Raw genomic sequence first — 24,328 nt, 5'->3', positions numbered from 1 at the left:
ATGGCAATTCAAATTTATAATACATTAACAAGGAATAAAGAAGATTTTAAGCCGATAGAAGAAGGTAAGGTCAAAATGTATGTATGTGGACCTACTGTATATAACTATATTCACATTGGTAATGCAAGACCTGCTATTGTTTTTGATACAGTAAGACGTTATTTTGAATATCGTGGATACGAAGTAAACTATGTTTCAAATTTCACTGATGTTGATGATAAGTTAATTAAAGCAGCAAATGAATTAGGCTCAGATGTTCCAACTATAGCAGATCGTTTTATTAATGCATATTTTGAAGATGTTCAAGAACTAGGTTGCAAAACAGCAACGAATCATCCTCGTGTAATGGATAATATGGATATTATTATTGAGTTTATCGATGAGCTAGTAAAAAAAGGTTATGCATATGAATCCGAAGGTGATGTTTACTTCAAAACAAAGGAATTTGATGGTTACGGTAAACTTTCACACCAATCAATTGAAGACCTTCGAATTGGTGAAAGAATTGAAGTTGGCGAAAAGAAAGAAGATCCATTAGATTTTGCCCTATGGAAAGCAGCTAAACCAGGTGAAATATTCTGGGAAAGTCCATGGGGGAAAGGTAGACCAGGATGGCATATTGAATGCTCAGCAATGGCAAAGAAATACCTTGGAGAAACAATTGATATACATGCAGGCGGTCAAGATTTATCATTTCCACACCATGAGAATGAAATCGCTCAGTCAGAAGCTTTAAGCGGGAAAACTTTTTCAAATTATTGGATGCATAATGGATACATCAATATCGACAACGAAAAAATGTCTAAGTCATTAGGTAACTTTGTATTAGTACATGACATTATAAAAATCGTTGATCCTATGTTATTACGTTTCTTTATGTTATCAGTGCATTATCGTCACCCAATTAACTATAGTGAAGAACTTTTACAAGAAGCTAGAAATGGTTTTGAACGTATTAAAACGGCATATCAAAATAGTAAGCATCGTTTAGAAAGTAGTACTAATTTAACAGAAGATGACAATAAGTGGTTAAAAGAAATAGCAGATGAAAAAACCGTCTTCACAAAAGTAATGGATGATGACTTTAATACAGCTAATGCAATTTCTGTTTTATATCAATTAGCTAAATTGGCAAATCAATATTTACTAGAGACACATACTTCTACGAATGTATTAAAGCAGTTAGTAGCAACTTTTGATGAATTATCAAATGTTCTAGGCATTACACTAGTTAAAGAAGAAGCAATGTTAGATGATGAAATCGAAGCATTAATTCAAAAACGTACAGACGCACGTAAAAATCGTGATTTTGCATTAGCGGACCAAATTCGTGATCAATTAAAAGAAATGAATATAATCATTGAAGATACTCCACAAGGTATTCGCTGGAAAAGAGGATAACTTCATGATTGAAAGTAACCAAAATATTGATGCTAAGCAACTAAACAGTTTAGCACTTGCTTATATAGGTGATGCTGTATATGAAATTTATGTACGTCATCACCTCCTTGAAAAAGGGAAAGTAAGACCTAATCAACTTCACCGAGCAGCAACAAGATTTGTTTCTGCGAAAGGACAAGCTAAAGTAATTAGAGAAATGCTTTTTACTGAGATACTGTCAGATGAAGAAGTTGCGGTCGTTAAAAGGGGCCGTAATGCAAAGTCAGGAACTGTACCAAAAAATACTGATGTACAAACATATCGATACGCAACCGCAATGGAAGCGTTAATTGGATACCATTATTTATTAAAAAATGAAGATAGACTCAATACAATTGTACAGTTTGCGATTCAATTTATTGAGAATGATAAAGGAGCATAATATGTCTGAGGAATTTATTATTGGACGTAATCCAGTTATGGAAGCAATACGTTCAGGTCGTGATATAAATAAAATTTGGGTTAGCGAAGGAGCAAATAAAGGTCAAATTCATAAACTTTTAGAATTAGCTAACCAAAACAAAGTGATAGTTCAAACAGCACCAAACAAGAAATTAGATGGAATGGTTAAAGGAAACCATCAAGGTGTAGTAGCACAAGTAGCTGCATATGAATATGTGGAACTTGATGATTTATTTGAAGTTGCGAGTAGTCGAAATGAACAACCGTTCTTCTTAATTCTTGATGAAATTGAAGATCCTCATAATTTAGGCTCAATTATGAGAACTGCAGATGCAGTTGGTGCTCATGGAATCATTATTCCAAAGAGAAGAGCGGTAGGTTTAACTTCAGCGGTTGCTAAAGCTTCTACTGGAGCAATTGAATACATTCCAGTAGCTCGAGTAACGAACTTAGCAAGAACTATAGATGAATTAAAAGAAAGAGGAGTTTGGATTTTTGGTACAGATGCAAAAGGTGCTGATGACTATCGAAACATGGATGGCCAAATTTCTCTTGGGTTAATTATTGGTAGCGAAGGTAAAGGCATGAGCAGGATCTTAAAGGAAAAATGTGATTTCCTAATTAAGTTACCAATGGTCGGTAAAGTTACATCTTTAAATGCGTCTGTTGCGGCTAGTCTATTAATGTATGAAATACATCGTAAGAGACACCCGCTTGGATCATAAAAAGAAAGAGATTCTTATTGTAGATGGTTATAACATGATTGGAGCTTGGCCGAATCTTAGAAAACTTCGAGAAATTGACTTTGATAAATCACGTGATTATCTAATTACTCAACTTGCTGAGTATAAGGCATACACAGGGATGTATATAATTGTTGTATTTGATGCTCATTTTGTAAATGGAATCGAAAAGGTCGACAAGAATTCAAAGGTCGAAGTGATTTTTACTCGGAAAAACCAAACGGCTGATGAAAAAATTGAAAAACTTGCAATTGAGCTTCGTCATGTTAACCATCATATTTATGTTGCGACATCTGACTTTACTGAGCAATGGCAAATATTTGGACAAGGTGCACTTCGTATACCTGCAATGGAACTTTATCGATCTGTTACTCAAAATAAAAAAATGATAAGTAGTCGAATTAGTGAAATACCTGATCAAAGACTGACGATTAGTAAGACTTTAAATTCGAAACAAACAGAAATTTTAGAAAAATGGCGAAGAGGGGAACGATGACTTATTGTTTCCTTCTTCTTTGTGCTGTATAATTTAATTAAATTGTTTGGTCGGAGGTGCTAATTTTGAACGTTGAACAGGAATTGAAGCTAATGATAGAGTATGGCCCTTTAGAAGATGAGGTAATTCTCGAATATGTTCGAGAGGGTGATCAAGAGGCACTAACATTTTTAATTCAAAAGTACCGAAATTTCGTTAAAGCAAAATCTAGGTCTTATTTCCTAATAGGAGCTGACCGTGAAGACATCATTCAAGAAGGTATGATTGGATTATACAAAGCAATTCGTGATTACAAGGAAGATAAACTTTCATCCTTCAAGGCGTTTGCAGAATTATGCATTACAAGACAAATTATTACAGCGATTAAAACAGCGACTAGACAAAAGCACATCCCATTAAATTCTTATGTTTCATTGGACAAGCCTATTTACGATGAGGAATCTGATCGTACATTACTGGATGTTTTAACAGAAACAAAAAACATGGATCCAGAGGAACTTGTTATCAATCAAGAAGAAAATGTGGACATAGAGCTAAAAATGTCTGAATTATTAAGCGATTTAGAAAGAAAAGTATTATCACTCTATTTAGATGGTCGATCTTACCAAGAAATATCAGAAGAGTTAAACAGGCATGTAAAATCGATTGATAATGCTCTTCAACGAGTGAAAAGAAAGCTTGAAAGATATATGGAAATTAGAGAACTATCAGTTTAATTAGATCAAAGAAATTCCTTTGTAATTCATAATAATATATAGGAGTACAAGGGTTTGGAAATGAATTTGACAGTTTATATTTCACATGGTACATTCTAAATGGATAATTATAGATGAATTAGGTTGGTGTCGCCATGAGAAAAAAAGTTGTCCTGTCGTGCGCTAATTGCAATAATAGAAATTACTCCACGATGAAGAATTCCTCTTCTGTAGAACGTTTGGAGATGAAAAAGTTTTGTAAAACGTGCAATGAGCATACTACACATAAAGAAACAAAATAAATGAAGTAAGATAAATGATAATTGCGAATGTCCTTATTCAGTATATAAGTTAAAGATCATGCACTATTTTTGGACAAGGCGGACGTTTCGTAAATCTCTAAACTAGTATATATGGGGGTTGCATCTGTGGGTCGTATCGGTAAGTTTTTTCGCGAAGTAAAAAGTGAAATGAAAAAAGTTTCATGGCCTAAACGTAAAGAATTAGTTAATTCAACAGTTACAGTATTAGCTACAGTTTTATTCTTTGTAGTATTCTTCGCTGTAATTGACACAGGACTTTCTAAACTAATTCGACTTATTCTTGAATAAGTTAAAACTAATTGTGCTATAATGAGTGATAATGTTTAAAAAAAAGCCCGGTGACGGGTTTTTTAATTTGCAAAGAAAGTTGACCGGGGAGGGAAGGACAAGTAGTCCTCTAACATGGAAAAAAGATGGTATGTAGTTCATACTTACTCAGGATATGAGAATAAAGTAAAAGCGAATTTAGAAAAACGTGTTGAAACAATGGGAATGCAGGATAAAATTTTCCGTGTAATCGTTCCAGAAGAATCAGAAGTGGAAATGAAGAACGGTAAAGAGAAAGTAACGAAACGTAAAGTGTTTCCAGGTTATGTGTTAGTTGAACTAGTCATGACTGACGATTCTTGGTATGTAGTTCGAAATACACCGGGAGTTACTGGGTTCGTTGGCTCAGCTGGATCTGGTTCAAAACCAACACCTCTTTTAGAAGAAGAAATTACACATATTCTAAAACACATGGGTCTAGATGAACAAGTGATTGATTTTGATTTAGATATAAATGAAGTTGTTCGATTAAAAGAAGGTCCTTTTGCAAATTATACGGGATCAATTAAAGAAATTGATTTCGAAAAGAAAAAAGTGACTGTATTAGTAGAATTCTTTAATAAAGAAACACCGGTAGAGCTGGATTTACATCTTATTGAAAAATTATAATACAAGACCTTGCATTTTTATTTTGAAAATGTTAGACTTTTAAAGGTCAATATGCATCGAAAAGATGATATTAACTTCTGTATAAGAATATGCATGTAAATGCAAAACGATATGAGTGGGAGGGCGTAAAACCCCATTACCACATCACGGACTTAAGGAGGTGTGTCTCGTGGCTAAAAAAGTAATTAAAATGGTAAAATTGCAAATTCCTGCAGGAAAAGCAAACCCAGCACCACCGGTTGGTCCTGCACTAGGACAAGCAGGTGTTAACATCATGGGATTCTGTAAAGAGTTCAACGCTCGTACAGCTGACCAAGCTGGTCTAATCATTCCTGTTGAAATCACTGTATTCGAAGATCGTTCGTTTACATTCATTACGAAAACTCCTCCTGCTGCTGTACTTCTTAAAGTAGCGGCTGGTATTGAGTCTGGTTCTGGTGAACCAAATCGTAAAAAAGTAGCAACAGTTAAACGCGATAAAGTGCGTGAGATTGCTGAACAAAAAATGCCTGACTTAAATGCTGCTTCTGTTGAAGCTGCTATGCGTATGGTAGAAGGTACTGCACGTAGTATGGGTATCGTTATTGAAGACTAATCCCATCTTCAATAAGGTGTGATTGAGGAGGTTGCGAGCATCACTTGATGTGTTTTATCGCAACCTTTATTCGTGGGAGGAAAATCCGTTAAAACCACATTAGGAGGAATAAAACATGGCTAACAAAGGTAAAAAATACCAAGAAGCTATTAAATTAGTAGATCGTACAGCTGTTTACGCAGTAAACGAAGCTGTTGAACTTGTTAAAAAGACTACAACTGTTAACTTTGATGCAACAGTTGAAGTAGCATTCCGTTTAGGAGTAGATCCAAAGAAAGCTGACCAACAAATTCGTGGTGCAGTAGTTCTTCCACACGGTACTGGTAAAGTACAACGTGTATTAGTATTCGCTAAAGGTGAAAAAGCTAAAGAAGCTGAAGCTGCTGGTGCTGATTTCGTAGGCGATGCTGACATGATTAACAAAATCCAACAAGGTTGGTTCGATTTTGATGTAGTAGTAGCAACTCCAGACATGATGGCTGAAGTTGGTAAATTAGGACGTGTATTAGGACCTAAAGGTTTAATGCCAAACCCGAAAACAGGTACAGTTACATTTGACGTAACTAAAGCTGTTAACGAAATCAAAGCTGGTAAAGTTGAATACCGTGTTGATAAAGCTGGTAACATTCACGTACCAATCGGTAAAGTATCTTTCGAAAACGAAAAGTTAGTAGAAAACTTTACAACAATCTTTGAAACTATGGTAAAAGTTAAACCTGCTGCTGCTAAAGGAACATACATGAAGAACGTAGCAATCACTTCAACTATGGGACCTGGTATCAAAGTAGATCCAGCTAGTTTCTAAGATAAAAAACAAAGTTGACAATTCGACAAGAACTCTCTATAATGGAGATTGTCTTGCTAATTAAATAGACTACCGTAGACAGTAGGTGCTTAAGCTTAATATCCTACCGAGGTGTATAACTGATAAATTCGTGCATATACAACCTCCATGTCTTTTTTTGAAAAGTTCGTGGAGGTTTTGCTATGGTTACACTTTTGCGGTATACACACTAAAATCCACAGGAGGTGTAATAAATGAGCGCAGTATTAGAAGCTAAAAAACAAGTTGTAACTGAAGTAGCTGCTAAATTACGTGATAGCAAAGCAACAGTTGTTGTTGACTACCGTGGTTTAAATGTTGCTGAAGTAACTGAATTACGTAAGCAATTACGTGAAGCTGGCGTTGAGTTCAAAGTTTACAAAAACACTTTAACTCGTCGTGCTGCTGAAGAGGCTGGCTTAGCTGGTTTAAACGAATCATTAACTGGTCCAAACGCAATCGCGTTTAGTATGGAGGATGTAATTGCTCCTGCTAAAGTAATCAACGATTTCGCTAAAAAACATGAAGCTTTAGAAATTAAAGCTGGTGTAATCGAAGGAAACGTTGCTACTGTTGAAGAAGTTAAAGCTCTTGCTGAACTTCCATCTCGCGAAGGTTTACTTTCTATGTTGCTTAGCGTGCTACAAGCACCAATCCGCAACTTCGCTCTTGCAACTAAAGCAGTTGCAGAACAAAAAGAAGAACAAGGCGCTTAATGCCAAGATCGCTTAAAATATATAATTTAAAGGTATAAACAAGGAGGAAATTAACAATGACTAAAGAACAAATCATTGAAGCAGTTAAAAACATGACTGTATTAGAATTAAATGACTTAGTAAAAGCAATCGAAGAAGAGTTCGGCGTAACTGCTGCTGCTCCTGTAGCTATGATGGGTGGCGCTGTAGAAGCTGCTGCTGAGCAAACTGAATTTGATTTAGTATTAGCTAGCCCTGGCGACCAAAAAATCAAAGTTATCAAAGTTGTTCGTGAATTAACTGGTTTAGGATTAAAAGAAGCTAAAGAATTAGTTGACAACACTCCTAAAGCAATTAAAGAAGGAATCAGCAAAGAAGAAGCTGAAGAAATGAAAGCTAAACTTGAAGAAGTTGGCGCTAACGTAGAAGTTAAGTAATTTCTAAAAGTTTTTAGAAAAGCTCGCATTTATGCGAGCTTTTTTTGTACATATGGGGTTACTTTTGGGAAGACTGTTGATAAGTATATATATGGAAGAAGGATTTTTTATGGCAGATCATTATTTTACAAATCAACCGAATAGTAAAACTGATAAAAAGGTATTTTCGTTTACTCTAAGAGGGAATGATTTGAAGTTCCAATCTGATTCAGGTGTTTTTTCTAGGAATGAAGTTGATTTTGGATCCCGTGTTTTAATTAACACGTTCGCATTTCCAAAAGTTGAAGGTAATATTTTAGACGTTGGATGTGGATACGGTCCAATAGGATTATCAATCGCAAAAGATGATTCTAGTCGAACGGTGGAAATGGTTGATGTAAATTTAAGAGCGATAGAATTAGCAAAAGATAATGCGGATGTAAATAAAATAGGTAATGTGAAAATCTATGAAAGTAGTATCTATGAAAATGTAACTGGTGAATATGCGGCTATTTTAACAAATCCGCCAATTCGTGCCGGGAAAAGTGTTGTTCATGAAATTTTAAAAGGTGCTCATGATAAATTACTCCCTGGTGGAGAGCTTTGGGTGGTTATAAAAAAGAAGCAAGGAGCGCCATCTGCTCTTGATTTATTAAAAGAAACTTTCGACGAGGTTGAGGTAGTAAAAAAAGATAAAGGATATTATATCATAAAAAGTAAAAAAGATTGACTGTAATTTTTGCTTGTGATAGTATTATTAAATGCCAATATATATTTATTTTCAAAAATGATTTTTTGAAAGTGGGTATATTTCTATATTCTTTGGAAATGATAGTAAAATGACTGTCGTTGAGTTTAATAAATGGTTTTCATTTTGAAACCATTTTATTTTTTGTTTAACAAGTAAGGGATGTTTTCTGCTTATTTGTTACTATTTTTTTGTTTTAAATACTCTTATTTAAGGGGTGAATATGTTGACAGGTCAACTAGTTCAATATGGACGACACCGCCAACGCAGAAGTTATGCTCGTATCAGTGAAGTTTTAGAGTTACCTAACTTAATTGAAATTCAAACTGCATCTTACCAATGGTTCTTAGATGAAGGTTTGAGAGAAATGTTCCAAGACATTTCACCAATTGAGGATTTCACAGGTAATCTATCATTAGAGTTCATTGATTACAGTTTAGGTGAGCCGAAGTATGTTGTAGAAGAATCGAAAGAGCGTGACGTAAACTACGCTGCTCCACTTCGAGTGAAAGTTCGCCTATTAAATAAGGAAACTGGCGAAGTTAAGGAGCAAGACGTTTTCATGGGGGATTTCCCACTGATGACGGACACAGGCACATTCATTATTAATGGTGCTGAACGTGTAATCGTTTCACAATTAGTACGTTCTCCAAGTGTGTACTATAGTGGAAAGATCGACAAAAATGGTAAAAAAGGCTTTACGGCTACAGTTATTCCGAACCGTGGTGCTTGGTTAGAGTACGAAACGGACGCGAAGGATGTAGTTTATGTACGTATTGACCGTACAAGAAAACTACCTGTAACGGTACTACTACGTTCGCTTGGGTTTGGTACAGACCAAGAGATTCTAGACTTATTAGGCGAAAATGAATACCTGCGTAATACGCTTGAAAAAGATAACACAGATAGCACTGAAAAAGCGCTTCTTGAAATCTATGAAAGATTACGTCCAGGTGAACCACCTACAGTAGAAAACGCTAAAAACCTATTAATTACTCGCTTCTTTGATCCGAAGCGTTATGACTTAGCTAGCGTTGGACGCTACAAAATAAATAAAAAATTACACATTAAAAATAGACTGTTTAACCAACGTATTGCAGAAACATTAGTGGATCCAGAAACTGGTGAAATTATTGTAGAAAAAGGGACAACTCTTGATCGCCGTACGTTAGACCGTATTATTCCATTCTTAGAAAAGAATATCGGTGAAAAAGTTGCTCACCCTGCTGGTGGCGTACTAGAAGATGAGATTACTCTACAATCTATTAAAATTTACGCACCTGTTGAAGATGGTGAACAAGTTATTCAAGTTATTGGAAATGCGAATGTAAGCAAAAGTGTGAAAAACATTTCACCTGCGGACATTATCTCTTCAATTTCTTACTTCTTTAACCTGCTACATAACGTAGGTGACACTGACGATATTGACCATTTAGGAAATCGTCGTTTACGTTCAGTTGGTGAATTACTTCAAAACCAATTCCGTATCGGTCTATCTCGTATGGAACGTGTAGTACGTGAACGTATGTCAATTCAAGATACAAACGCAGTTACTCCGCAGGCATTAATTAATATTCGCCCTGTAATTGCTTCAATTAAAGAATTCTTTGGTAGTTCACAGCTATCTCAATTCATGGACCAAACAAATCCTCTTGCTGAATTAACTCATAAGCGAAGACTATCAGCACTTGGACCAGGTGGTTTAACACGTGAACGTGCAGGATTTGAAGTGCGTGACGTTCATTACTCTCACTATGGTCGTATGTGTCCGATTGAAACGCCTGAGGGACCAAACATCGGATTAATTAACTCGCTTTCTTCTTATGCAAAAGTAAATCAATTTGGTTTCATTGAAACTCCTTATCGTCGTGTAGACCCTGAAACAGGTCGTCTAACAGATAAAATTGACTATTTAACTGCTGATGAAGAGGATCTATACGTTGTAGCCCAAGCGAATGCACGTTTAGGTGAAGACGGTAGCTTCTTAGATGAAGATGTAGTAGCTCGTTTCCGTGGAGACAACACAGTTGTAAAACGTGAACGTATTGACTACATGGATGTATCTCCTAAACAAGTAGTATCAGCTGCGACAGCATGTATTCCATTCTTAGAGAACGATGACTCGAACCGTGCCCTAATGGGAGCGAACATGCAACGTCAAGCAGTGCCATTATTAAACCCTGAATCTCCAATCGTAGGTACAGGTATGGAATACGTTTCAGCAAAAGACTCAGGTGCTGCAGTAATTTGTAAACACCCAGGTATCGTTGAACGTGTTGAAGCGAAAGAAGTTTGGGTACGTCGCTACTTAGAAGTAGATGGACAAAAAGTTAAAGGCGACCTTGATAAATATCGTATGTTAAAATTCGTACGTTCTAACCAAGGTACTTGTTATAACCAACGCCCAATCGTAAGTGTTGGTGATGAAGTAGTAAGAGGCGAGATTCTTGCAGATGGACCTTCAATGGAAAAAGGTGAATTAGCTCTAGGACGTAACGTATTAGTAGCATTCATGACATGGGATGGTTACAACTACGAGGATGCGATCATTATGAGTCGCCGTCTAGTTAAAGAAGATGTTTACACTTCAGTTCATATTGAAGAATATGAGTCAGAAGCTCGTGATACAAAATTAGGACCTGAAGAAATCACTCGTGATATTCCAAACGTTGGTGAAGATGCACTTAAAAATCTTGATGAGCGTGGGATTATTCGAATTGGTGCAGAAGTAAAAGATGGAGATTTATTAGTTGGTAAAGTAACGCCTAAAGGGGTTACTGAATTAACTGCTGAAGAACGTCTTCTACACGCAATCTTCGGTGAAAAAGCTCGTGAAGTTCGTGATACATCATTACGTGTTCCACACGGTGGAGGCGGGATTATCCTTGATGTTAAAGTATTCACTCGTGAAAACGGTGATGAATTACCACCAGGAGTAAACCAACTTGTTCGTGTTTATATCGTTCAGAAACGTAAAATCTCTGAAGGGGATAAAATGGCTGGACGACATGGTAATAAAGGGGTTATCTCTCGTATTTTACCAGAAGAAGATATGCCATTTTTACCTGATGGAACGCCAGTTGATATCATGTTAAATCCATTAGGGGTACCTTCTCGTATGAACATCGGTCAGGTATTAGAGCTACACTTAGGTATGGCTGCTAGATATCTTGGAGTTCATGTTGCTTCTCCAGTATTTGACGGAGCACGTGAGGAAGATGTTTGGGGAACAATTGAAGAAGCTGGTATGGCACGTGATGCAAAAACTGTACTATATGATGGACGTAGTGGTGAGCCTTTCGATAACCGTGTTTCTGTAGGTGTCATGTATATGATCAAACTTGCACACATGGTTGACGATAAGTTACATGCTCGTTCAACAGGACCATACTCACTTGTTACGCAACAACCACTTGGTGGTAAAGCACAATTTGGTGGACAGCGTTTTGGTGAGATGGAGGTTTGGGCACTTGAAGCATACGGTGCTGCTTATACATTACAAGAGATCTTAACAGTTAAATCTGATGACGTTGTTGGCCGTGTGAAAACATATGAAGCAATCGTTAAAGGTGAAAATGTACCTGAACCAGGTGTTCCAGAATCATTTAAAGTATTGATTAAGGAATTACAATCTCTAGGTATGGATGTTAAAATGATGTCTGCTACAGATCAAGAAATCGAAATGCGTGATACTGAAGATGATGATGATCAAACTTCAGAACATTTAGCGATGGATATGGAATACGTAAAAGAATAAGTATTATATAGGGTAAAACCTTAGGACAGAAAGGGAGGTAGGCCCCTTGATAGATGTAAATAATTTCGAGTATATGAAGATCGGACTTGCATCGCCTGACAAAATTCGCTCGTGGTCATACGGGGAAATTAAAAAACCTGAAACAATTAACTACCGTACATTAAAACCTGAAAAAGATGGTCTTTTCTGTGAACGCATTTTCGGTCCTACGAAAGATTGGGAATGTCATTGCGGAAAATATAAACGTGTACGTTATAAAGGTGTAGTTTGTGATCGTTGTGGAGTTGAAGTAACTCGTGCAAAAGTGCGTCGTGAGCGTATGGGTCACATCGAATTAGCTGCACCAGTATCACATATTTGGTATTTCAAAGGTATTCCAAGCCGAATGGGACTTGTTTTAGACATGTCCCCTCGTGCTCTGGAAGAAGTAATCTACTTCGCTTCTTATGTAGTAACAGAAGCTGGAGATACTCCTTTAGAAAAGAAACAATTGCTTTCTGAGAAAGAGTTCCGTGCTTATCGTGAGCGTTACGGTCAAACTTTCCAAGCATCTATGGGTGCTGAAGCGATTAAAAAACTACTAAGCGATATTAATCTTGAAAAAGATGTTGATTCATTAAAAGAAGAGTTAAAAACTGCTCAAGGTCAACGTCGTACAAGAGCAATTAAACGTTTAGAAGTTTTAGAAGCATTCCGTAACTCTGGTAATCAGCCTTCTTGGATGATCTTAGATGTGCTACCAGTAATCCCACCTGAATTACGACCAATGGTTCAATTAGATGGTGGACGTTTTGCAACTTCAGATTTAAACGATTTATATCGTCGTGTAATTAACCGTAACAACCGTTTAAAACGTTTATTAGACCTTGGTGCACCAAGCATCATCGTACAAAACGAAAAACGTATGCTTCAAGAAGCAGTTGATGCGTTAATTGACAATGGTCGTCGTGGTCGTCCAGTTACTGGACCAGGTAACCGTCCATTAAAATCTCTTTCTCACATGCTTAAAGGTAAGCAAGGACGTTTCCGTCAAAACTTACTTGGTAAACGTGTTGACTACTCTGGTCGTTCGGTTATTGTTGTAGGACCTAACTTACAAATGTATCAATGTGGATTACCAAAAGAAATGGCAATTGAATTATTCAAGCCATTCGTGATGAAAGAATTAGTAGAGCGTGGATTAGCACATAACATTAAGTCTGCAAAACGTAAAATTGAGCGTTTACACCCTGAGATTTGGGATGTATTAGAATCAGTTATTCGTGAGCACCCGGTGTTACTAAACCGTGCCCCAACTCTACACAGACTTGGTATCCAAGCGTTCGAACCTACATTAGTAGAAGGCCGTGCAATTCGTCTACATCCACTTGTATGTACTGCATACAATGCCGATTTCGATGGTGACCAAATGGCTGTTCACGTACCGTTATCAAGTGAAGCTCAAGCAGAAGCTCGTATCCTAATGCTTGCGGCACAAAACATCCTGAACCCGAAAGATGGTAAACCAGTAGTTACACCATCGCAAGATATGGTATTAGGTAACTATTACTTAACTCTTGAGCGTGCAGGCGCTGTCGGTGAAGGTATGGTATTTAAAGATATTAATGAAGCGTTAATTGCATACCAAAATGGTTATGTACATTTACATTCTCGTGTTGCTGTAGCAGCAAATTCATTAAATAACGAAACATTTACCGAAGAGCAAAAAAATTCATTATTAATCACAACGGTTGGTAAGTTAATCTTCAATGAAATCTTACCTACTTCGTTCCCATATATTAATGAACCTACTCAGAGTAACCTTGAGAAGGAAACTCCTCAGATTTATTTTGTAGCTAAAGGCTCGAATATTAAAGAAATTATTGAAAGTAGAGAAGAAATTGCTCCTTTCAAAAAGAAAATACTTGGAAACATCATCGCAGAAGTGTTTAAACGTTTTAAAATTACTGAAACGTCAAAAATGCTAGACCGCATGAAGGATCTTGGATTTAGACACTCTACTAAAGCTGGTATTACAGTTGGTGTATCCGATATCATCGTATTACCTGAGAAGCAGTTAATTATTGCTGAAGCTCAAGAGAAAGTAGATAAAGTTTTAAAGCAATTCCGACGCGGTTTAATCACAGAAGATGAGCGTTACGATCGTGTAATCGCAATTTGGAGTGATGCAAAGGATGTTATTCAAGGCAAACTGATGGCTTCCCTAAATAAACGCAACCCAATCTTTATGATGAGTGACTCTGGTGCCCGTGGTAACGCATCAAACTTTACTCAGCTTGCAGGTATGCGTGGTCTGATGGCCAATCCGGCTGGTCGTATTATCGAGTTACCAATCAAGTCTTCATTCCGTGAAGGTCTAACGGTACTTGAATACTTCATCTCTACACACGGTGCACGTAAAGGTCTTGCCGATACAGCACTAAAAACAGCCGATTCAGGTTACTTAACTCGTCGTCTAGTTGACGTTGCACAAGATGTAATCGTTCGTCAAGATGACTGTGGTACTGACCGTGGTTTACATGTTAAAGCAATTAAAGAAGGTAACGAAATTATTGAAGGGTTATACGATCGTTTAGTTGGTCGTCATTTACGTTCAACTATACGTCACCCAGAAACAGGTGTATTACTTGCTCAAGAGAACGATTTAATTACAGAAGACTTAGCTCGTGAAATTATTGATGCAGGTATTGAAGAAGTTAATATCCGTTCTGCGTTCACATGTAATACTAACCATGGAGTATGTAAAAAATGTTATGGCCGTAACTTAGCTACAGGTGCTGAGGTTGAAGTTGGTGAGGCAGTAGGTATTATTGCTGCACAATCAATTGGTGAACCAGGTACACAGTTAACGATGCGTACATTCCATACAGGTGGGGTAGCAGGAGACGATATTACTCAAGGTTTACCTCGTATTCAAGAGCTATTTGAAGCACGTAATCCTAAAGGTCAAGCGGTTATTTCTGAAATAGATGGTATTATTTCAATTTCTACTGACGCTAAAGATAAACAAGAAATTATTGTTCAAGGCTCAGTTGAATCTAGAAACTACCCAGTTCCTTATGGCGCTAGACTAAAAGTTCAAGAAGGTGAATCAATTGAACGTGGTCAAGTAATGACAGAAGGTTCAATCGATCCGAAAGAACTGTTAAAAGTAAAAGGTACAAATGCTGTTCAAGAATACTTACTACGTGAAGTACAAAAAGTATACCGTATGCAAGGGGTAGAAATTGGCGATAAGCACGTAGAGGTAATGGTACGTCAAATGCTGAAGAAAGTTCGTGTAATGGATGCAGGTGAGACTACCTTACTACCTGGTACATTATTAGAATTACACCAGTTTACTGAAGCGAATAAAGAAGCTTTATTTGCAGGTAAACAACCAGCTACTGCGCGCCCATTATTACTAGGTATTACAAAAGCATCATTAGAAACAGACTCATTCCTTTCTGCTGCATCATTCCAAGAAACAACGCGTGTATTAACAGACGCTGCGATTAAAGGTAAACGTGATGAGTTGCTAGGATTAAAAGAGAATGTTATTATAGGTAAGTTGGTTCCAGCTGGTACTGGTATGAACAGATACCGTAAAGTAGATCTTGTTAAAGATTTAACTGAATCAGTTGAAATGAATGAAGAAGTATTAGTTGAAAAATAATCTTAAAATATTTTAAAACTTGAGTTGACATCATTTGATGAAAAATGATAAGATATTCAAGGTTGCTCCTAGACAATAGCACTGCTAATCTAAGCAGGTTAGATCCGGGGCTAATTTAGGAATATACAGGTTAAAACTGTTTTTGTGAGAAGGAGGCTTCTTCCTTCTTGCAAAAACTTTGTTTTCAACTTATTATGAACCACCTGGATGTGTGGTCTTATAAATATTTGAAGGGAGGAAAACTCATGCCTACTATTAACCAGTTAGTGCGTAATGGACGTACTTCTAAAGTATGGAAATCAAAATCACCAGCATTAAATAAAGGTTTCAACTCATTAAAGAAAAAATCAACTGATTTATCAGCTCCACAAAAACGTGGTGTTTGTACTCGTGTTGGTACAATGACTCCAAAGAAACCAAACTCAGCTTTACGTAAATATGCTCGTGTGCGTTTAACTAACCAAATCGAGGTAACTGCTTATATCCCAGGTATCGGACACAACTTACAAGAGCACAGTGTTGTTCTTATCCGTGGTGGACGTGTAAAAGATTTACCGGGGGTACGTTACCATATCGTTCGTGGTGCATTAGATACTGCAGGTGTTGACAAACGTATGCAAGGTCGTTCTAAATATGGAACTAAGAGACCAAAAGCAGCTAAGAAGTAATAAATAACAACTAGCCGAAAGGAGGAAATAACATGCCACGTAAAGGTCCTGTTGCAAAAAGAGATGTATTGCCAGATCCACTTTATAATTCAAAATTAGTTTCTCGTTTAATCAACAAAATGATGATTGACGGAAAAAGAGGAAAGTCTCAAGCTATCTTATACGGAGCATTTGAATTAATCCAAGAACGTTCTGGTAAAGAACCAATGGAAGTATTCGAAGCAGCTCTTAAAAATATCATGCCAGTTCTAGAAGTTAGAGCTCGTCGTGTTGGTGGTTCAAACTACCAAGTACCAGTTGAGGTTCGCCCTGAGCGCCGTACAACTTTAGGTCTTCGTTGGTTAGTTAACTATGCTCGTCTTCGTGGAGAAAAAACGATGGAAGAGCGTTTAGCTAATGAAATTCTTGATGCAGCTAACAACTCAGGTTCTGCAGTTAAGAAACGTGAAGATACACACAAAATGGCAGAAGCGAACAAAGCGTTTGCTCACTACCGTTGGTAAGATTAAAAGCAATATAGTTATTTCTGCACATAATGAATGTTGGTTAAGTCGTTCACCTATTTCTAATTTAGTTTGCTAGATTAAATAGGTGAACGTCGGATTACATAATTTAGGATGACATAATAGTTCCTTGCTTGTAGTGCTTGCTTAACTTAATAACATGAAATATGTATAGGAATAACTTTTTCTTGTACTAAAAAATCTTAACTAATACTGGAAGGGAGAAAGAACCCTGATGACTAGAGAGTTCTCCTTAAATAACACTCGTAATATCGGGATCATGGCTCATATTGATGCTGGTAAAACAACAACAACAGAGCGTATCCTTTATTACACAGGTCGTATACACAAAATTGGTGAAACTCATGAAGGAGCTTCACAAATGGACTGGATGGAGCAAGAGCAAGAGCGTGGTATCACTATCACATCTGCTGCTACAACAGCTCAGTGGAATAACCACCGTGTAAATATCATTGATACTCCAGGTCACGTAGACTTCACTGTAGAAGTTGAACGTTCTCTACGTGTACTTGATGGCGCAGTAGCAGTACTTGATGCTCAATCAGGTGTTGAGCCTCAAACTGAAACAGTTTGGCGCCAAGCAACTACTTACGGAGTTCCACGTGTAGTATTCGTTAACAAAATGGATAAAATCGGCGCGGATTTCTTATACTCTGTAGGTACGTTACATGACCGTTTACAAGCTAACGCACACCCAATCCAATTAGCGATGGGTGCTGAAGATAACTTCTGGGGAATCGTTGACCTAGTTGAAATGAAAGCTATTAAGTACAATAATGACTTAGGAACTGACATTGAAACAATTGAAATTCCAGAAGAATATCAAGAACTAGCTGAAGAATACCGTGGTCGTTTAATCGAAGCGGTAGCTGAGCTAGATGAAGAATTAATGATGAAATACCTTGAAGGTGAAGAAATCACACTTCCTGAATTAAAAGCTGCTATTCGTACAGCTACATGTTCAGTACAATTCTACCCAGTAGTATGTGGTTCTGCTTTCAAAAACAAAGGTGTTCAATTAATGCTTGATGCAGTAATTGATTACCTACCATCTCCATTAGATGTACCAGCTATCAAAGGAACTTTACCTGATACTGATGAAGAGAAAATCGTTCCTTCAAGTGATGAAGAGCCTTTCGCAGCATTAGCATTCAAAATCATGACTGATCCTTATGTTGGTAAATTAACGTTCTTCCGAGTATACTCAGGTACGTTAGAATCTGGTTCATACGTTCAAAACTCTACAAAAGGTAAGCGTGAGCGTGTAGGTCGTATCCTACAAATGCATGCTAACTCTCGTCAAGAGATTTCGAAAGTATACGCTGGAGATATCGCAGCAGCTGTAGGTCTTAAAGATACTACAACTGGTGATACTTTATGTGATGAAAAGAATTTAGTAATTCTTGAGTCTATGGAATTCCCTGATCCAGTTATCTCAATTGCGATTGAGCCAAAATCTAAAGCGGACCAAGATAAAATGGGTCAAGCATTAGTAAAATTAACTGAAGAAGATCCAACTTTCCGTGCACATACTGACCAAGAAACTGGTCAAGTAATCATCGCTGGTATGGGTGAGCTTCACCTTGATATCATCGTTGACCGTATGCGTCGTGAATTCAAAGTAGAAGCTAACGTTGGTGCTCCTCAAGTAGCATACCGTGAAACTTTCCGTTCTTCTGCACAAGTAGAAGGTAAATTCGTTCGTCAATCAGGTGGACGTGGACAATTCGGACACGTTTGGATTGAATTCTCACCAAACGAAGAAGGAAAAGGCTTCGAATTTGAAAACGCAATCGTTGGTGGTGTTGTTCCTCGTGAATACATCCCAGCTGTAGCTGCAGGTCTTGAAGATTCTCTTAAAAATGGTGTATTAGCTGGTTTCCCACTAATCGACATTAAAGCGAAATTATTCGATGGATCTTACCATGATGTTGACTCAAACGAAATGGCGTTTAAAGTAGCTGCTTCATTAGCTCTTAAAAACGCTGTTAAGAAATGTAACCCAGTTCTACTTGAACCATTAATGAAAGTAGAAGTTGTTATCCCTGAGGAATACTTAGGAGATATCATGGGTGATATTACTTCTCGTCGTGGACGCGTTGAAGGTATGGAAGCTCGCGGTAACGCTCAAGTAGTACGTGCAATGGTTCCTCTTTCTGAAATGTTTGGTTATGCAACTTCATTACGTTCTAACACTCAAGGTCGTGGAACGTTCTCAATGGTATTTGACCATTACGAAGATGTACCAAAATCAATTTCTGAAGAGATTATCAAAAAATATAAAGGTGAGTAATTGATTATTTAGTTCTCATCATGTATAACTATTTATGTTAGCTACAAAGGGTGTCTCACCCTTTGTGGCATAATAATAAAACTAAAAATTAATTTTCTTAATTATAAGGAGGATTTTTACAATGGGTAAAGCTAAATTCGAACGTGTAAAACCACACGTTAACATTGGTACAATCGGACACGTTGACCATGGTAAAACTACATTAACTGCTGCTATTACAACTGTATTAGCTAAAGTAGGTGGAGCTGAAGCTCGCGCTTACGATCAAATCGACGGAGCTCCAGAAGAAAGAGAACGTGGAATCACAATCTCTACTGCACACGTTGAGTACGAAACAGAAACTCGTCACTATGCACACGTTGACTGCCCAGGTCACGCTGACTATGTTAAAAACATGATCACTGGTGCTGCTCAAATGGACGGTGGTATCTTAGTAGTATCTGCTGCTGATGGTCCAATGCCTCAAACTCGTGAGCACATTCTTTTATCTCGTCAAGTAGGTGTACCTTACATCGTAGTATTCATGAACAAATGTGACATGGTTGACGATGAAGAGTTACTTGAATTAGTTGAAATGGAAATCCGTGATCTATTATCAGAATACGAATTCCCTGGCGATGACATTCCAGTAATCAAAGGTTCTGCGCTTAAAGCTCTTGAAGGAGATGCTGCGTGGGAAGCTAAAATTCATGAATTAATGGCTGAAGTTGATTCTTATATCCCAACACCAGCTCGTGAAACTGACAAGCCTTTCTTAATGCCAGTTGAGGATGTATTCTCAATCACTGGTCGTGGAACAGTTGCTACTGGTCGTGTTGAGCGTGGTATCGTTAAAGTTGGTGACGTAGTAGAAATCGTTGGTCTTGTTGAAGAGCCAAAATCAACTACTGTAACAGGTGTTGAAATGTTCCGTAAGCTTCTTGACCAAGCAGAAGCTGGAGATAACATCGGTGCACTTCTTCGTGGGGTTGCTCGTGACGATATCCAACGTGGTCAAGTTTTAGCTAAACCAGGTTCAGTTAAACAACACACTAAGTTCAAAGCTGAAGTTTACGTTTTATCTAAAGAAGAAGGTGGACGTCACACTCCATTCTTCGCTAACTACCGTCCACAATTCTATTTCCGTACAACTGACGTAACTGGAATCATCCAATTACCAGAAGGCGTTGAAATGGTTATGCCTGGCGACAACATCGAAATGACTGTTGAGTTAATCAACGCAATCGCTGTTGAAGAAGGAACTAAGTTCTCTATCCGTGAGGGTGGACGTACTGTAGGCGCTGGCGTAGTTGCTACAATCGTTGAATAATTAAACTTAAAAGCTTAGAAGATCTTTTCTTCTAAGCTTTTTTTTATAAGTAAATTGGAAATATTTAAAATATGCATTAAAACCGATTCTTGCTTGATTTTAATAATTGAAGATAATATAATAACTAAGTACTGAAGACGACGAGAACATTATTTATTTAAACTTATAACAAATGCTTGCAATAGCATTATTTTTTATGTATAATAGATGATGTTGGTCTTTGACTGCGTAGAAGTGGAAGGTTGCTGATACACCCGGCCGCTTTGCCATGGCGAGTGTAGGGAAATTTCCACGGAGTATGTCTATTATTTAAATAGGCGAAAAAGGAGGGAAAATTATGGCAAAAGAAAAAATTCGTATTCGTTTAAAAGCTTATGATCACCGTATTTTAGATCAATCTGCAGAGAAAATCGTTGAAACAGCGAAACGTTCTGGTGCTTCTGTATCTGGTCCGATTCCGTTACCAACTGAGAAATCAATTTACACGATTCTTCGTGCGGTTCATAAATACAAAGATTCTCGTGAGCAATTCGAAATGCGCACTCACAAACGTTTAATCGATATCGTGAATCCAACTCCACAAACAGTTGATTCATTAATGAGACTAGATTTACCATCTGGCGTTGATATTGAAATCAAACTTTAATAAAATTATATATAAATTCAGGAGGTGTGACTTATGACTAAAGGAATCTTAGGGAAAAAGATCGGTATGACACAAGTATTTGCTGAAAACGGCGAGTTAATTCCAGTAACTGTAATCGAAGCTACTCCAAACGTGGTTTTACAAAAGAAAACTACTGAAACTGATGGCTACGAAGCTATCCAAATCGGTTTCGCTGACAAACGTGAAAAATTAGCTAACAAACCAGAAAAAGGGCACTCTGCTAAGGCAAACACTGCACCTAAGCGCTTCGTTCGTGAACTTCGCAACGCTGACGTATCAGCTTATGAAGTTGGTCAAGAAGTCAAAGTAGATATTTTTGCAAATGGTGACATCGTTGATGTAACTGGAACTTCAAAAGGTAAAGGATTCCAAGGTAGCATTAAGCGCCACGGACAATCTCGTGGGCCAATGTCTCACGGTTCTCGTTACCACCGTCGTCCAGGTTCAATGGGTCCTGTTGCTCCGAACCGTGTATTCAAAAACAAAGCTTTACCTGGTCAAATGGGTGGAGAAAAAGTAACTGTACAAAACCTACAAATCGTTAAAGTTGACGTTGAACGTAACTTACTTTTAGTAAAAGGTAATGTACCAGGTTCTAAAAAATCTTACGTTACAATCCGTACTGCGGTTAAATCTAAATAATTAATTTAGAAGAAAGGAGGAAATAAAATGCCTAAAGTTACTATGTTTAATCAAACAGGTGCTCAAGTAGGAGAAATCGAATTAGCTGATGCTGTATTCGGGATAGCTCCAAACGAACATGCTTTATTTGATGCTGTAATGATGCAACGTGCATCTTTACGTCAAGGTACTCACAAAGTTAAAACACGTTCTGAAGTACGTGGTGGTGGTCGTAAACCATGGAAACAAAAAGGAACTGGACGTGCTCGTCAAGGTTCAATCCGTTCTCCACAATGGCGTGGTGGTGGTATCGTATTCGGTCCAGCTCCAAGATCATACTCTTATAAATTACCTAAAAAGGTACGTCGCTTAGCGATTAAATCTGCTTTATCTACTAAAGTATTAGAACAAAGCATGCTAGTTCTTGAAGATTTAGCGTTAAACGCACCAAAAACAAAAGATATGGTTACTGTTTTAACTGGCTTATCAGTTGCTAAGAAAGTTTTAATCGTAACAGCTGACTTAAATGAAAACGTAGCTTTATCTGCTCGCAATATCCCTGGAATCACAGTTCTTGCAGCAAATGAAGTAAACGTAATCGACGTTTTACATCATGATACATTAATCATGACTAAAGCTGCGGTGGAAAAAGTAGAGGAGGTGCTTGCGTAATGAAGGATCCTCGTGATATTATCAAACGCCCAGTTATCACTGAAGCTTCTATGGAAGCAATCGCTGAAAAAAAATACACTTTTGAAGTAGATGTAAGAGCTAACAAAACTGAAGTTAAAGATGCTGTTGAAGCAATCTTCGGTGTTAAAGTAGAAAAAGTTAACGTAATGAACTACAAAGGTAAGTTTAAGCGTATGGGTAAACATGCTGGTTACACAAACCGTCGTAGAAAAGCAATCGTTAAATTAACTGCTGATAGCCAAGAAATTACATTATTCGAAGGCGTTTAATACTAACTACTAGAAAAGGAGGGAAATTACGATGGGAATCAAAAAGTATAAACCAACCACTAACGGTCGCCGTGGTATGACTACTAATGATTTTGCTGAGATCACTACTGACAAACCAGAAAAATCACTATTAGCTCCACTTAGCAAAAAAGCTGGCCGTAATAACCAAGGTAAAATTACTGTTCGTCACCAAGGTGGTGGACACAAACGTCAATACCGTATCATCGATTTCAAACGAGATAAAGATGGTATACCAGGACGCGTTGCTACAATCGAGTACGATCCAAACCGTTCTGCAAACATTGCGTTAATTAACTACGCTGATGGAGAAAAACGTTACATCCTAGCTCCTAAAAACTTAGTAGTAGGAATGGAAATCGTTTCAGGTCCTGAAGCAGATATTAAAGTAGGTAACGCTTTACCACTTGTAAACATTCCAGTAGGTACTACAATCCACAACATCGAGTTAAAACCAGGTCGTGGAGGACAATTAGTACGTTCAGCTGGTACTTCTGCTCAAGTATTAGGTAAAGAAGACCGTTATGTACTAGTTCGTTTAAACTCTGGTGAAGTACGTATGATTTTAGCAACTTGCCGCGCGACAGTAGGTCAAGTTGGTAACGAACATCATGAACTTATTAACATCGGTAAAGCAGGTCGTTCTCGTTGGATGGGTAAACGCCCAACTGTACGTGGATCTGTAATGAACCCAGTTGATCACCCACACGGTGGTGGTGAAGGACGCTCTCCAATCGGACGTAAATCACCAATGTCTCCATGGGGTAAACCAACTCTTGGTTACAAAACTCGTAAGAAAAACAAAGCGTCAGACAAGTTTATCGTTCGTCGTCGTAAAAAATAACGCGATTGTGCTACGGTTCACTAGAACCGTAGGTCAATCACGAAGGGAGGTACCACAATGGGACGCAGCCTAAAAAAAGGTCCATTTATTGATGATCACTTATTAGCTAAAGTTGAGAAATTAAACGAGACTGACTCTAAGCAAGTTGTTAAAACTTGGTCACGTCGTTCGACAATTTTCCCACAATTTATCGGACATACTATTGCAGTATACGATGGTCGTAAACACGTACCTGTATATGTATCGGAAGATATGGTAGGTCACAAACTTGGTGAATTTGCTCCAACTCGTACTTATAAAGGTCACGATGCGGATGACAAGAAAACTAGAAGATAATGAGAGGAGGCACTCCAATGCAAGCAAAAGCTGTACTGAGAACAGTTCGTATCGCTCCTCGTAAAGTTCGTCTAGTAGTCGATTTAATCCGAGGTAAACAAGTTGGCGAAGCGATCGCAATCCTTCGACACACACCAAAAACTGCTTCTCCTGTTGTAGAAAAATTATTAAAATCTGCTATTGCTAACGCAGAGCATAACTATGATATGGATGTTAATAACTTATACATCGAAAAAGTATTCGTTGATGAAGGTGCTACTTTAAAACGTTTCCGCCCTCGTGCACAAGGACGTGCTAGCGCAATCAACAAACGCACAAGCCACATTACAATCGTGGTATCAGAGAAGAAGGAGGGATAATCG

Annotated in this window: 26 protein-coding genes and 1 other annotated feature; all 26 genes read left to right on the top strand. The window is 37.7% G+C overall.

Annotation, left to right across the window (positions count from 1 at the left end; genetic code table 11):
- The 26 genes from cysS (at position 1) to rplV (ending at position 24,325) form a co-directional block, all read left to right on the top strand.
- Positions 1 to 1,401, top strand: a complete 1,401-nt coding sequence (cysS, locus tag COI44_RS15535; RefSeq protein WP_098428748.1) for a cysteine--tRNA ligase — start codon at positions 1 to 3, stop codon at positions 1,399 to 1,401.
- A 4-nt stretch (positions 1,402 to 1,405) separates the two neighbouring features.
- On the top strand, positions 1,406 to 1,822 hold the full coding sequence (locus tag COI44_RS15530) for a Mini-ribonuclease 3 (RefSeq protein WP_098428747.1): 417 nt from the start codon (positions 1,406 to 1,408) through the stop codon (positions 1,820 to 1,822).
- 1 nt (position 1,823) lies between these two features.
- Positions 1,824 to 2,567 carry a 23S rRNA (guanosine(2251)-2'-O)-methyltransferase RlmB gene (rlmB, locus tag COI44_RS15525; protein WP_098428746.1) on the top strand — a complete coding sequence of 248 codons (744 nt, stop codon included), beginning with the start codon at positions 1,824 to 1,826 and terminating at the stop codon, positions 2,565 to 2,567.
- A gap of 34 nt (positions 2,568 to 2,601) precedes the next feature.
- Positions 2,602 to 3,081 carry an NYN domain-containing protein gene (locus tag COI44_RS15520; protein WP_387332445.1) on the top strand — a complete coding sequence of 160 codons (480 nt, stop codon included), beginning with the start codon at positions 2,602 to 2,604 and terminating at the stop codon, positions 3,079 to 3,081.
- Between the two features lie 65 nt (positions 3,082 to 3,146).
- Positions 3,147 to 3,797, top strand: a complete 651-nt coding sequence (sigH, locus tag COI44_RS15515) for an RNA polymerase sporulation sigma factor SigH (RefSeq protein ID WP_056467364.1) — start codon at positions 3,147 to 3,149, stop codon at positions 3,795 to 3,797.
- Between the two features lie 134 nt (positions 3,798 to 3,931).
- Positions 3,932 to 4,078 carry a 50S ribosomal protein L33 gene (rpmG, locus tag COI44_RS15510; RefSeq protein ID WP_082459366.1) on the top strand — a complete coding sequence of 49 codons (147 nt, stop codon included), beginning with the start codon at positions 3,932 to 3,934 and terminating at the stop codon, positions 4,076 to 4,078.
- A gap of 126 nt (positions 4,079 to 4,204) precedes the next feature.
- Positions 4,205 to 4,387, top strand: coding sequence for a preprotein translocase subunit SecE (gene secE / locus COI44_RS15505; RefSeq protein ID WP_056467367.1), 183 nt, complete (start codon positions 4,205 to 4,207; stop codon positions 4,385 to 4,387).
- Between the two features lie 114 nt (positions 4,388 to 4,501).
- Entirely contained in the window at positions 4,502 to 5,035 is a 534-nt protein-coding gene (gene nusG / locus COI44_RS15500) for a transcription termination/antitermination protein NusG (protein ID WP_098428745.1), read from the top strand.
- Positions 5,036 to 5,204: 169 nt separating this feature from the next.
- Positions 5,205 to 5,630, top strand: coding sequence for a 50S ribosomal protein L11 (rplK, locus tag COI44_RS15495; protein WP_056467373.1), 426 nt, complete (start codon positions 5,205 to 5,207; stop codon positions 5,628 to 5,630).
- 115 nt (positions 5,631 to 5,745) lie between these two features.
- Positions 5,746 to 6,435 carry a 50S ribosomal protein L1 gene (rplA, locus tag COI44_RS15490; protein ID WP_056467376.1) on the top strand — a complete coding sequence of 230 codons (690 nt, stop codon included), beginning with the start codon at positions 5,746 to 5,748 and terminating at the stop codon, positions 6,433 to 6,435.
- A gap of 54 nt (positions 6,436 to 6,489) precedes the next feature.
- Positions 6,490 to 6,625 (top strand) — a sequence feature (ribosomal protein L10 leader region).
- A 43-nt stretch (positions 6,626 to 6,668) separates the two neighbouring features.
- On the top strand, positions 6,669 to 7,169 hold the full coding sequence (rplJ, locus tag COI44_RS15485; RefSeq protein WP_098428744.1) for a 50S ribosomal protein L10: 501 nt from the start codon (positions 6,669 to 6,671) through the stop codon (positions 7,167 to 7,169).
- Positions 7,170 to 7,225: 56 nt separating this feature from the next.
- Positions 7,226 to 7,585, top strand: coding sequence for a 50S ribosomal protein L7/L12 (gene rplL, locus COI44_RS15480; protein ID WP_069033604.1), 360 nt, complete (start codon positions 7,226 to 7,228; stop codon positions 7,583 to 7,585).
- Positions 7,586 to 7,694: 109 nt separating this feature from the next.
- On the top strand, positions 7,695 to 8,294 hold the full coding sequence (locus COI44_RS15475) for a class I SAM-dependent methyltransferase (protein ID WP_098428743.1): 600 nt from the start codon (positions 7,695 to 7,697) through the stop codon (positions 8,292 to 8,294).
- Between the two features lie 244 nt (positions 8,295 to 8,538).
- Positions 8,539 to 12,069: a DNA-directed RNA polymerase subunit beta gene (gene rpoB / locus COI44_RS15470; protein WP_098428742.1), complete on the top strand. Its 3,531-nt coding sequence runs from the start codon at positions 8,539 to 8,541 to the stop codon at positions 12,067 to 12,069.
- Between the two features lie 46 nt (positions 12,070 to 12,115).
- Positions 12,116 to 15,724 (top strand): DNA-directed RNA polymerase subunit beta', encoded by a 3,609-nt coding sequence (gene rpoC, locus COI44_RS15465; RefSeq protein WP_098428741.1) that lies wholly within the window; start codon positions 12,116 to 12,118, stop codon positions 15,722 to 15,724.
- Between the two features lie 245 nt (positions 15,725 to 15,969).
- Positions 15,970 to 16,392, top strand: coding sequence for a 30S ribosomal protein S12 (rpsL, locus tag COI44_RS15460; protein ID WP_056467392.1), 423 nt, complete (start codon positions 15,970 to 15,972; stop codon positions 16,390 to 16,392).
- Positions 16,393 to 16,424: 32 nt separating this feature from the next.
- Positions 16,425 to 16,895: a 30S ribosomal protein S7 gene (gene rpsG / locus COI44_RS15455; protein WP_056467395.1), complete on the top strand. Its 471-nt coding sequence runs from the start codon at positions 16,425 to 16,427 to the stop codon at positions 16,893 to 16,895.
- 235 nt (positions 16,896 to 17,130) lie between these two features.
- Positions 17,131 to 19,209, top strand: a complete 2,079-nt coding sequence (fusA, locus tag COI44_RS15450; RefSeq protein ID WP_098428740.1) for an elongation factor G — start codon at positions 17,131 to 17,133, stop codon at positions 19,207 to 19,209.
- 121 nt (positions 19,210 to 19,330) lie between these two features.
- The gene (tuf, locus tag COI44_RS15445; RefSeq protein WP_098428739.1) at positions 19,331 to 20,518 is read left to right on the top strand and encodes an elongation factor Tu; all 1,188 of its coding nucleotides are present in this window, start codon (positions 19,331 to 19,333) and stop codon (positions 20,516 to 20,518) included.
- A gap of 337 nt (positions 20,519 to 20,855) precedes the next feature.
- Positions 20,856 to 21,164: a 30S ribosomal protein S10 gene (rpsJ, locus tag COI44_RS15440; RefSeq protein ID WP_088003795.1), complete on the top strand. Its 309-nt coding sequence runs from the start codon at positions 20,856 to 20,858 to the stop codon at positions 21,162 to 21,164.
- 33 nt (positions 21,165 to 21,197) lie between these two features.
- The gene (gene rplC / locus COI44_RS15435) at positions 21,198 to 21,827 is read left to right on the top strand and encodes a 50S ribosomal protein L3 (protein ID WP_056467410.1); all 630 of its coding nucleotides are present in this window, start codon (positions 21,198 to 21,200) and stop codon (positions 21,825 to 21,827) included.
- Positions 21,828 to 21,854: 27 nt separating this feature from the next.
- Positions 21,855 to 22,478: a 50S ribosomal protein L4 gene (gene rplD / locus COI44_RS15430; protein ID WP_098428738.1), complete on the top strand. Its 624-nt coding sequence runs from the start codon at positions 21,855 to 21,857 to the stop codon at positions 22,476 to 22,478.
- Entirely contained in the window at positions 22,478 to 22,768 is a 291-nt protein-coding gene (gene rplW, locus COI44_RS15425) for a 50S ribosomal protein L23 (protein ID WP_056467416.1), read from the top strand. Before rplD ends, rplW begins: the two co-directional genes overlap by 1 nt.
- Before the next feature lie 31 nt (positions 22,769 to 22,799).
- Complete coding sequence (gene rplB, locus COI44_RS15420; protein WP_056467419.1) at positions 22,800 to 23,630, top strand: 50S ribosomal protein L2; 831 nt, start codon at positions 22,800 to 22,802, stop codon at positions 23,628 to 23,630.
- Positions 23,631 to 23,687: 57 nt separating this feature from the next.
- Entirely contained in the window at positions 23,688 to 23,966 is a 279-nt protein-coding gene (gene rpsS, locus COI44_RS15415) for a 30S ribosomal protein S19 (RefSeq protein WP_069033610.1), read from the top strand.
- Positions 23,967 to 23,983: 17 nt separating this feature from the next.
- Positions 23,984 to 24,325, top strand: coding sequence for a 50S ribosomal protein L22 (gene rplV / locus COI44_RS15410; RefSeq protein WP_056467425.1), 342 nt, complete (start codon positions 23,984 to 23,986; stop codon positions 24,323 to 24,325).
- Positions 24,326 to 24,328 lie beyond the last annotated feature (3 nt).

Origin of the sequence: Bacillus sp. AFS088145, from assembly GCF_002564465.1 — a bacterium.
GTDB lineage: Bacteria > Bacillota > Bacilli > Bacillales > Bacillaceae_G > Gottfriedia.
The sequence above is the reverse complement of the archived record's forward strand: the minus strand, read 5'-3'. Positions and strand labels throughout refer to the sequence as shown.

Coding starts and splice junctions, on each gene's coding strand:
- rplJ (WP_098428744.1), top strand. CDS start 6,669: ATGAGCGCAGTATTAGAAGCTAAAAAACAAGTTGTAACTGAAGTAGCT.
- COI44_RS15520 (WP_387332445.1), top strand. CDS start 2,602: ATGATTGGAGCTTGGCCGAATCTTAGAAAACTTCGAGAAATTGACTTT.
- rpsL (WP_056467392.1), top strand. CDS start 15,970: ATGCCTACTATTAACCAGTTAGTGCGTAATGGACGTACTTCTAAAGTA.
- fusA (WP_098428740.1), top strand. CDS start 17,131: ATGACTAGAGAGTTCTCCTTAAATAACACTCGTAATATCGGGATCATG.
- rplC (WP_056467410.1), top strand. CDS start 21,198: ATGACTAAAGGAATCTTAGGGAAAAAGATCGGTATGACACAAGTATTT.
- rplA (WP_056467376.1), top strand. CDS start 5,746: ATGGCTAACAAAGGTAAAAAATACCAAGAAGCTATTAAATTAGTAGAT.
- rplL (WP_069033604.1), top strand. CDS start 7,226: ATGACTAAAGAACAAATCATTGAAGCAGTTAAAAACATGACTGTATTA.
- rplW (WP_056467416.1), top strand. CDS start 22,478: ATGAAGGATCCTCGTGATATTATCAAACGCCCAGTTATCACTGAAGCT.
- rpsJ (WP_088003795.1), top strand. CDS start 20,856: ATGGCAAAAGAAAAAATTCGTATTCGTTTAAAAGCTTATGATCACCGT.
- tuf (WP_098428739.1), top strand. CDS start 19,331: ATGGGTAAAGCTAAATTCGAACGTGTAAAACCACACGTTAACATTGGT.
- rplV (WP_056467425.1), top strand. CDS start 23,984: ATGCAAGCAAAAGCTGTACTGAGAACAGTTCGTATCGCTCCTCGTAAA.
- rpsG (WP_056467395.1), top strand. CDS start 16,425: ATGCCACGTAAAGGTCCTGTTGCAAAAAGAGATGTATTGCCAGATCCA.
- rpmG (WP_082459366.1), top strand. CDS start 3,932: ATGAGAAAAAAAGTTGTCCTGTCGTGCGCTAATTGCAATAATAGAAAT.
- rplD (WP_098428738.1), top strand. CDS start 21,855: ATGCCTAAAGTTACTATGTTTAATCAAACAGGTGCTCAAGTAGGAGAA.
- rlmB (WP_098428746.1), top strand. CDS start 1,824: ATGTCTGAGGAATTTATTATTGGACGTAATCCAGTTATGGAAGCAATA.
- rplB (WP_056467419.1), top strand. CDS start 22,800: ATGGGAATCAAAAAGTATAAACCAACCACTAACGGTCGCCGTGGTATG.
- nusG (WP_098428745.1), top strand. CDS start 4,502: ATGGAAAAAAGATGGTATGTAGTTCATACTTACTCAGGATATGAGAAT.
- COI44_RS15475 (WP_098428743.1), top strand. CDS start 7,695: ATGGCAGATCATTATTTTACAAATCAACCGAATAGTAAAACTGATAAA.
- rpsS (WP_069033610.1), top strand. CDS start 23,688: ATGGGACGCAGCCTAAAAAAAGGTCCATTTATTGATGATCACTTATTA.
- COI44_RS15530 (WP_098428747.1), top strand. CDS start 1,406: ATGATTGAAAGTAACCAAAATATTGATGCTAAGCAACTAAACAGTTTA.
- cysS (WP_098428748.1), top strand. CDS start 1: ATGGCAATTCAAATTTATAATACATTAACAAGGAATAAAGAAGATTTT.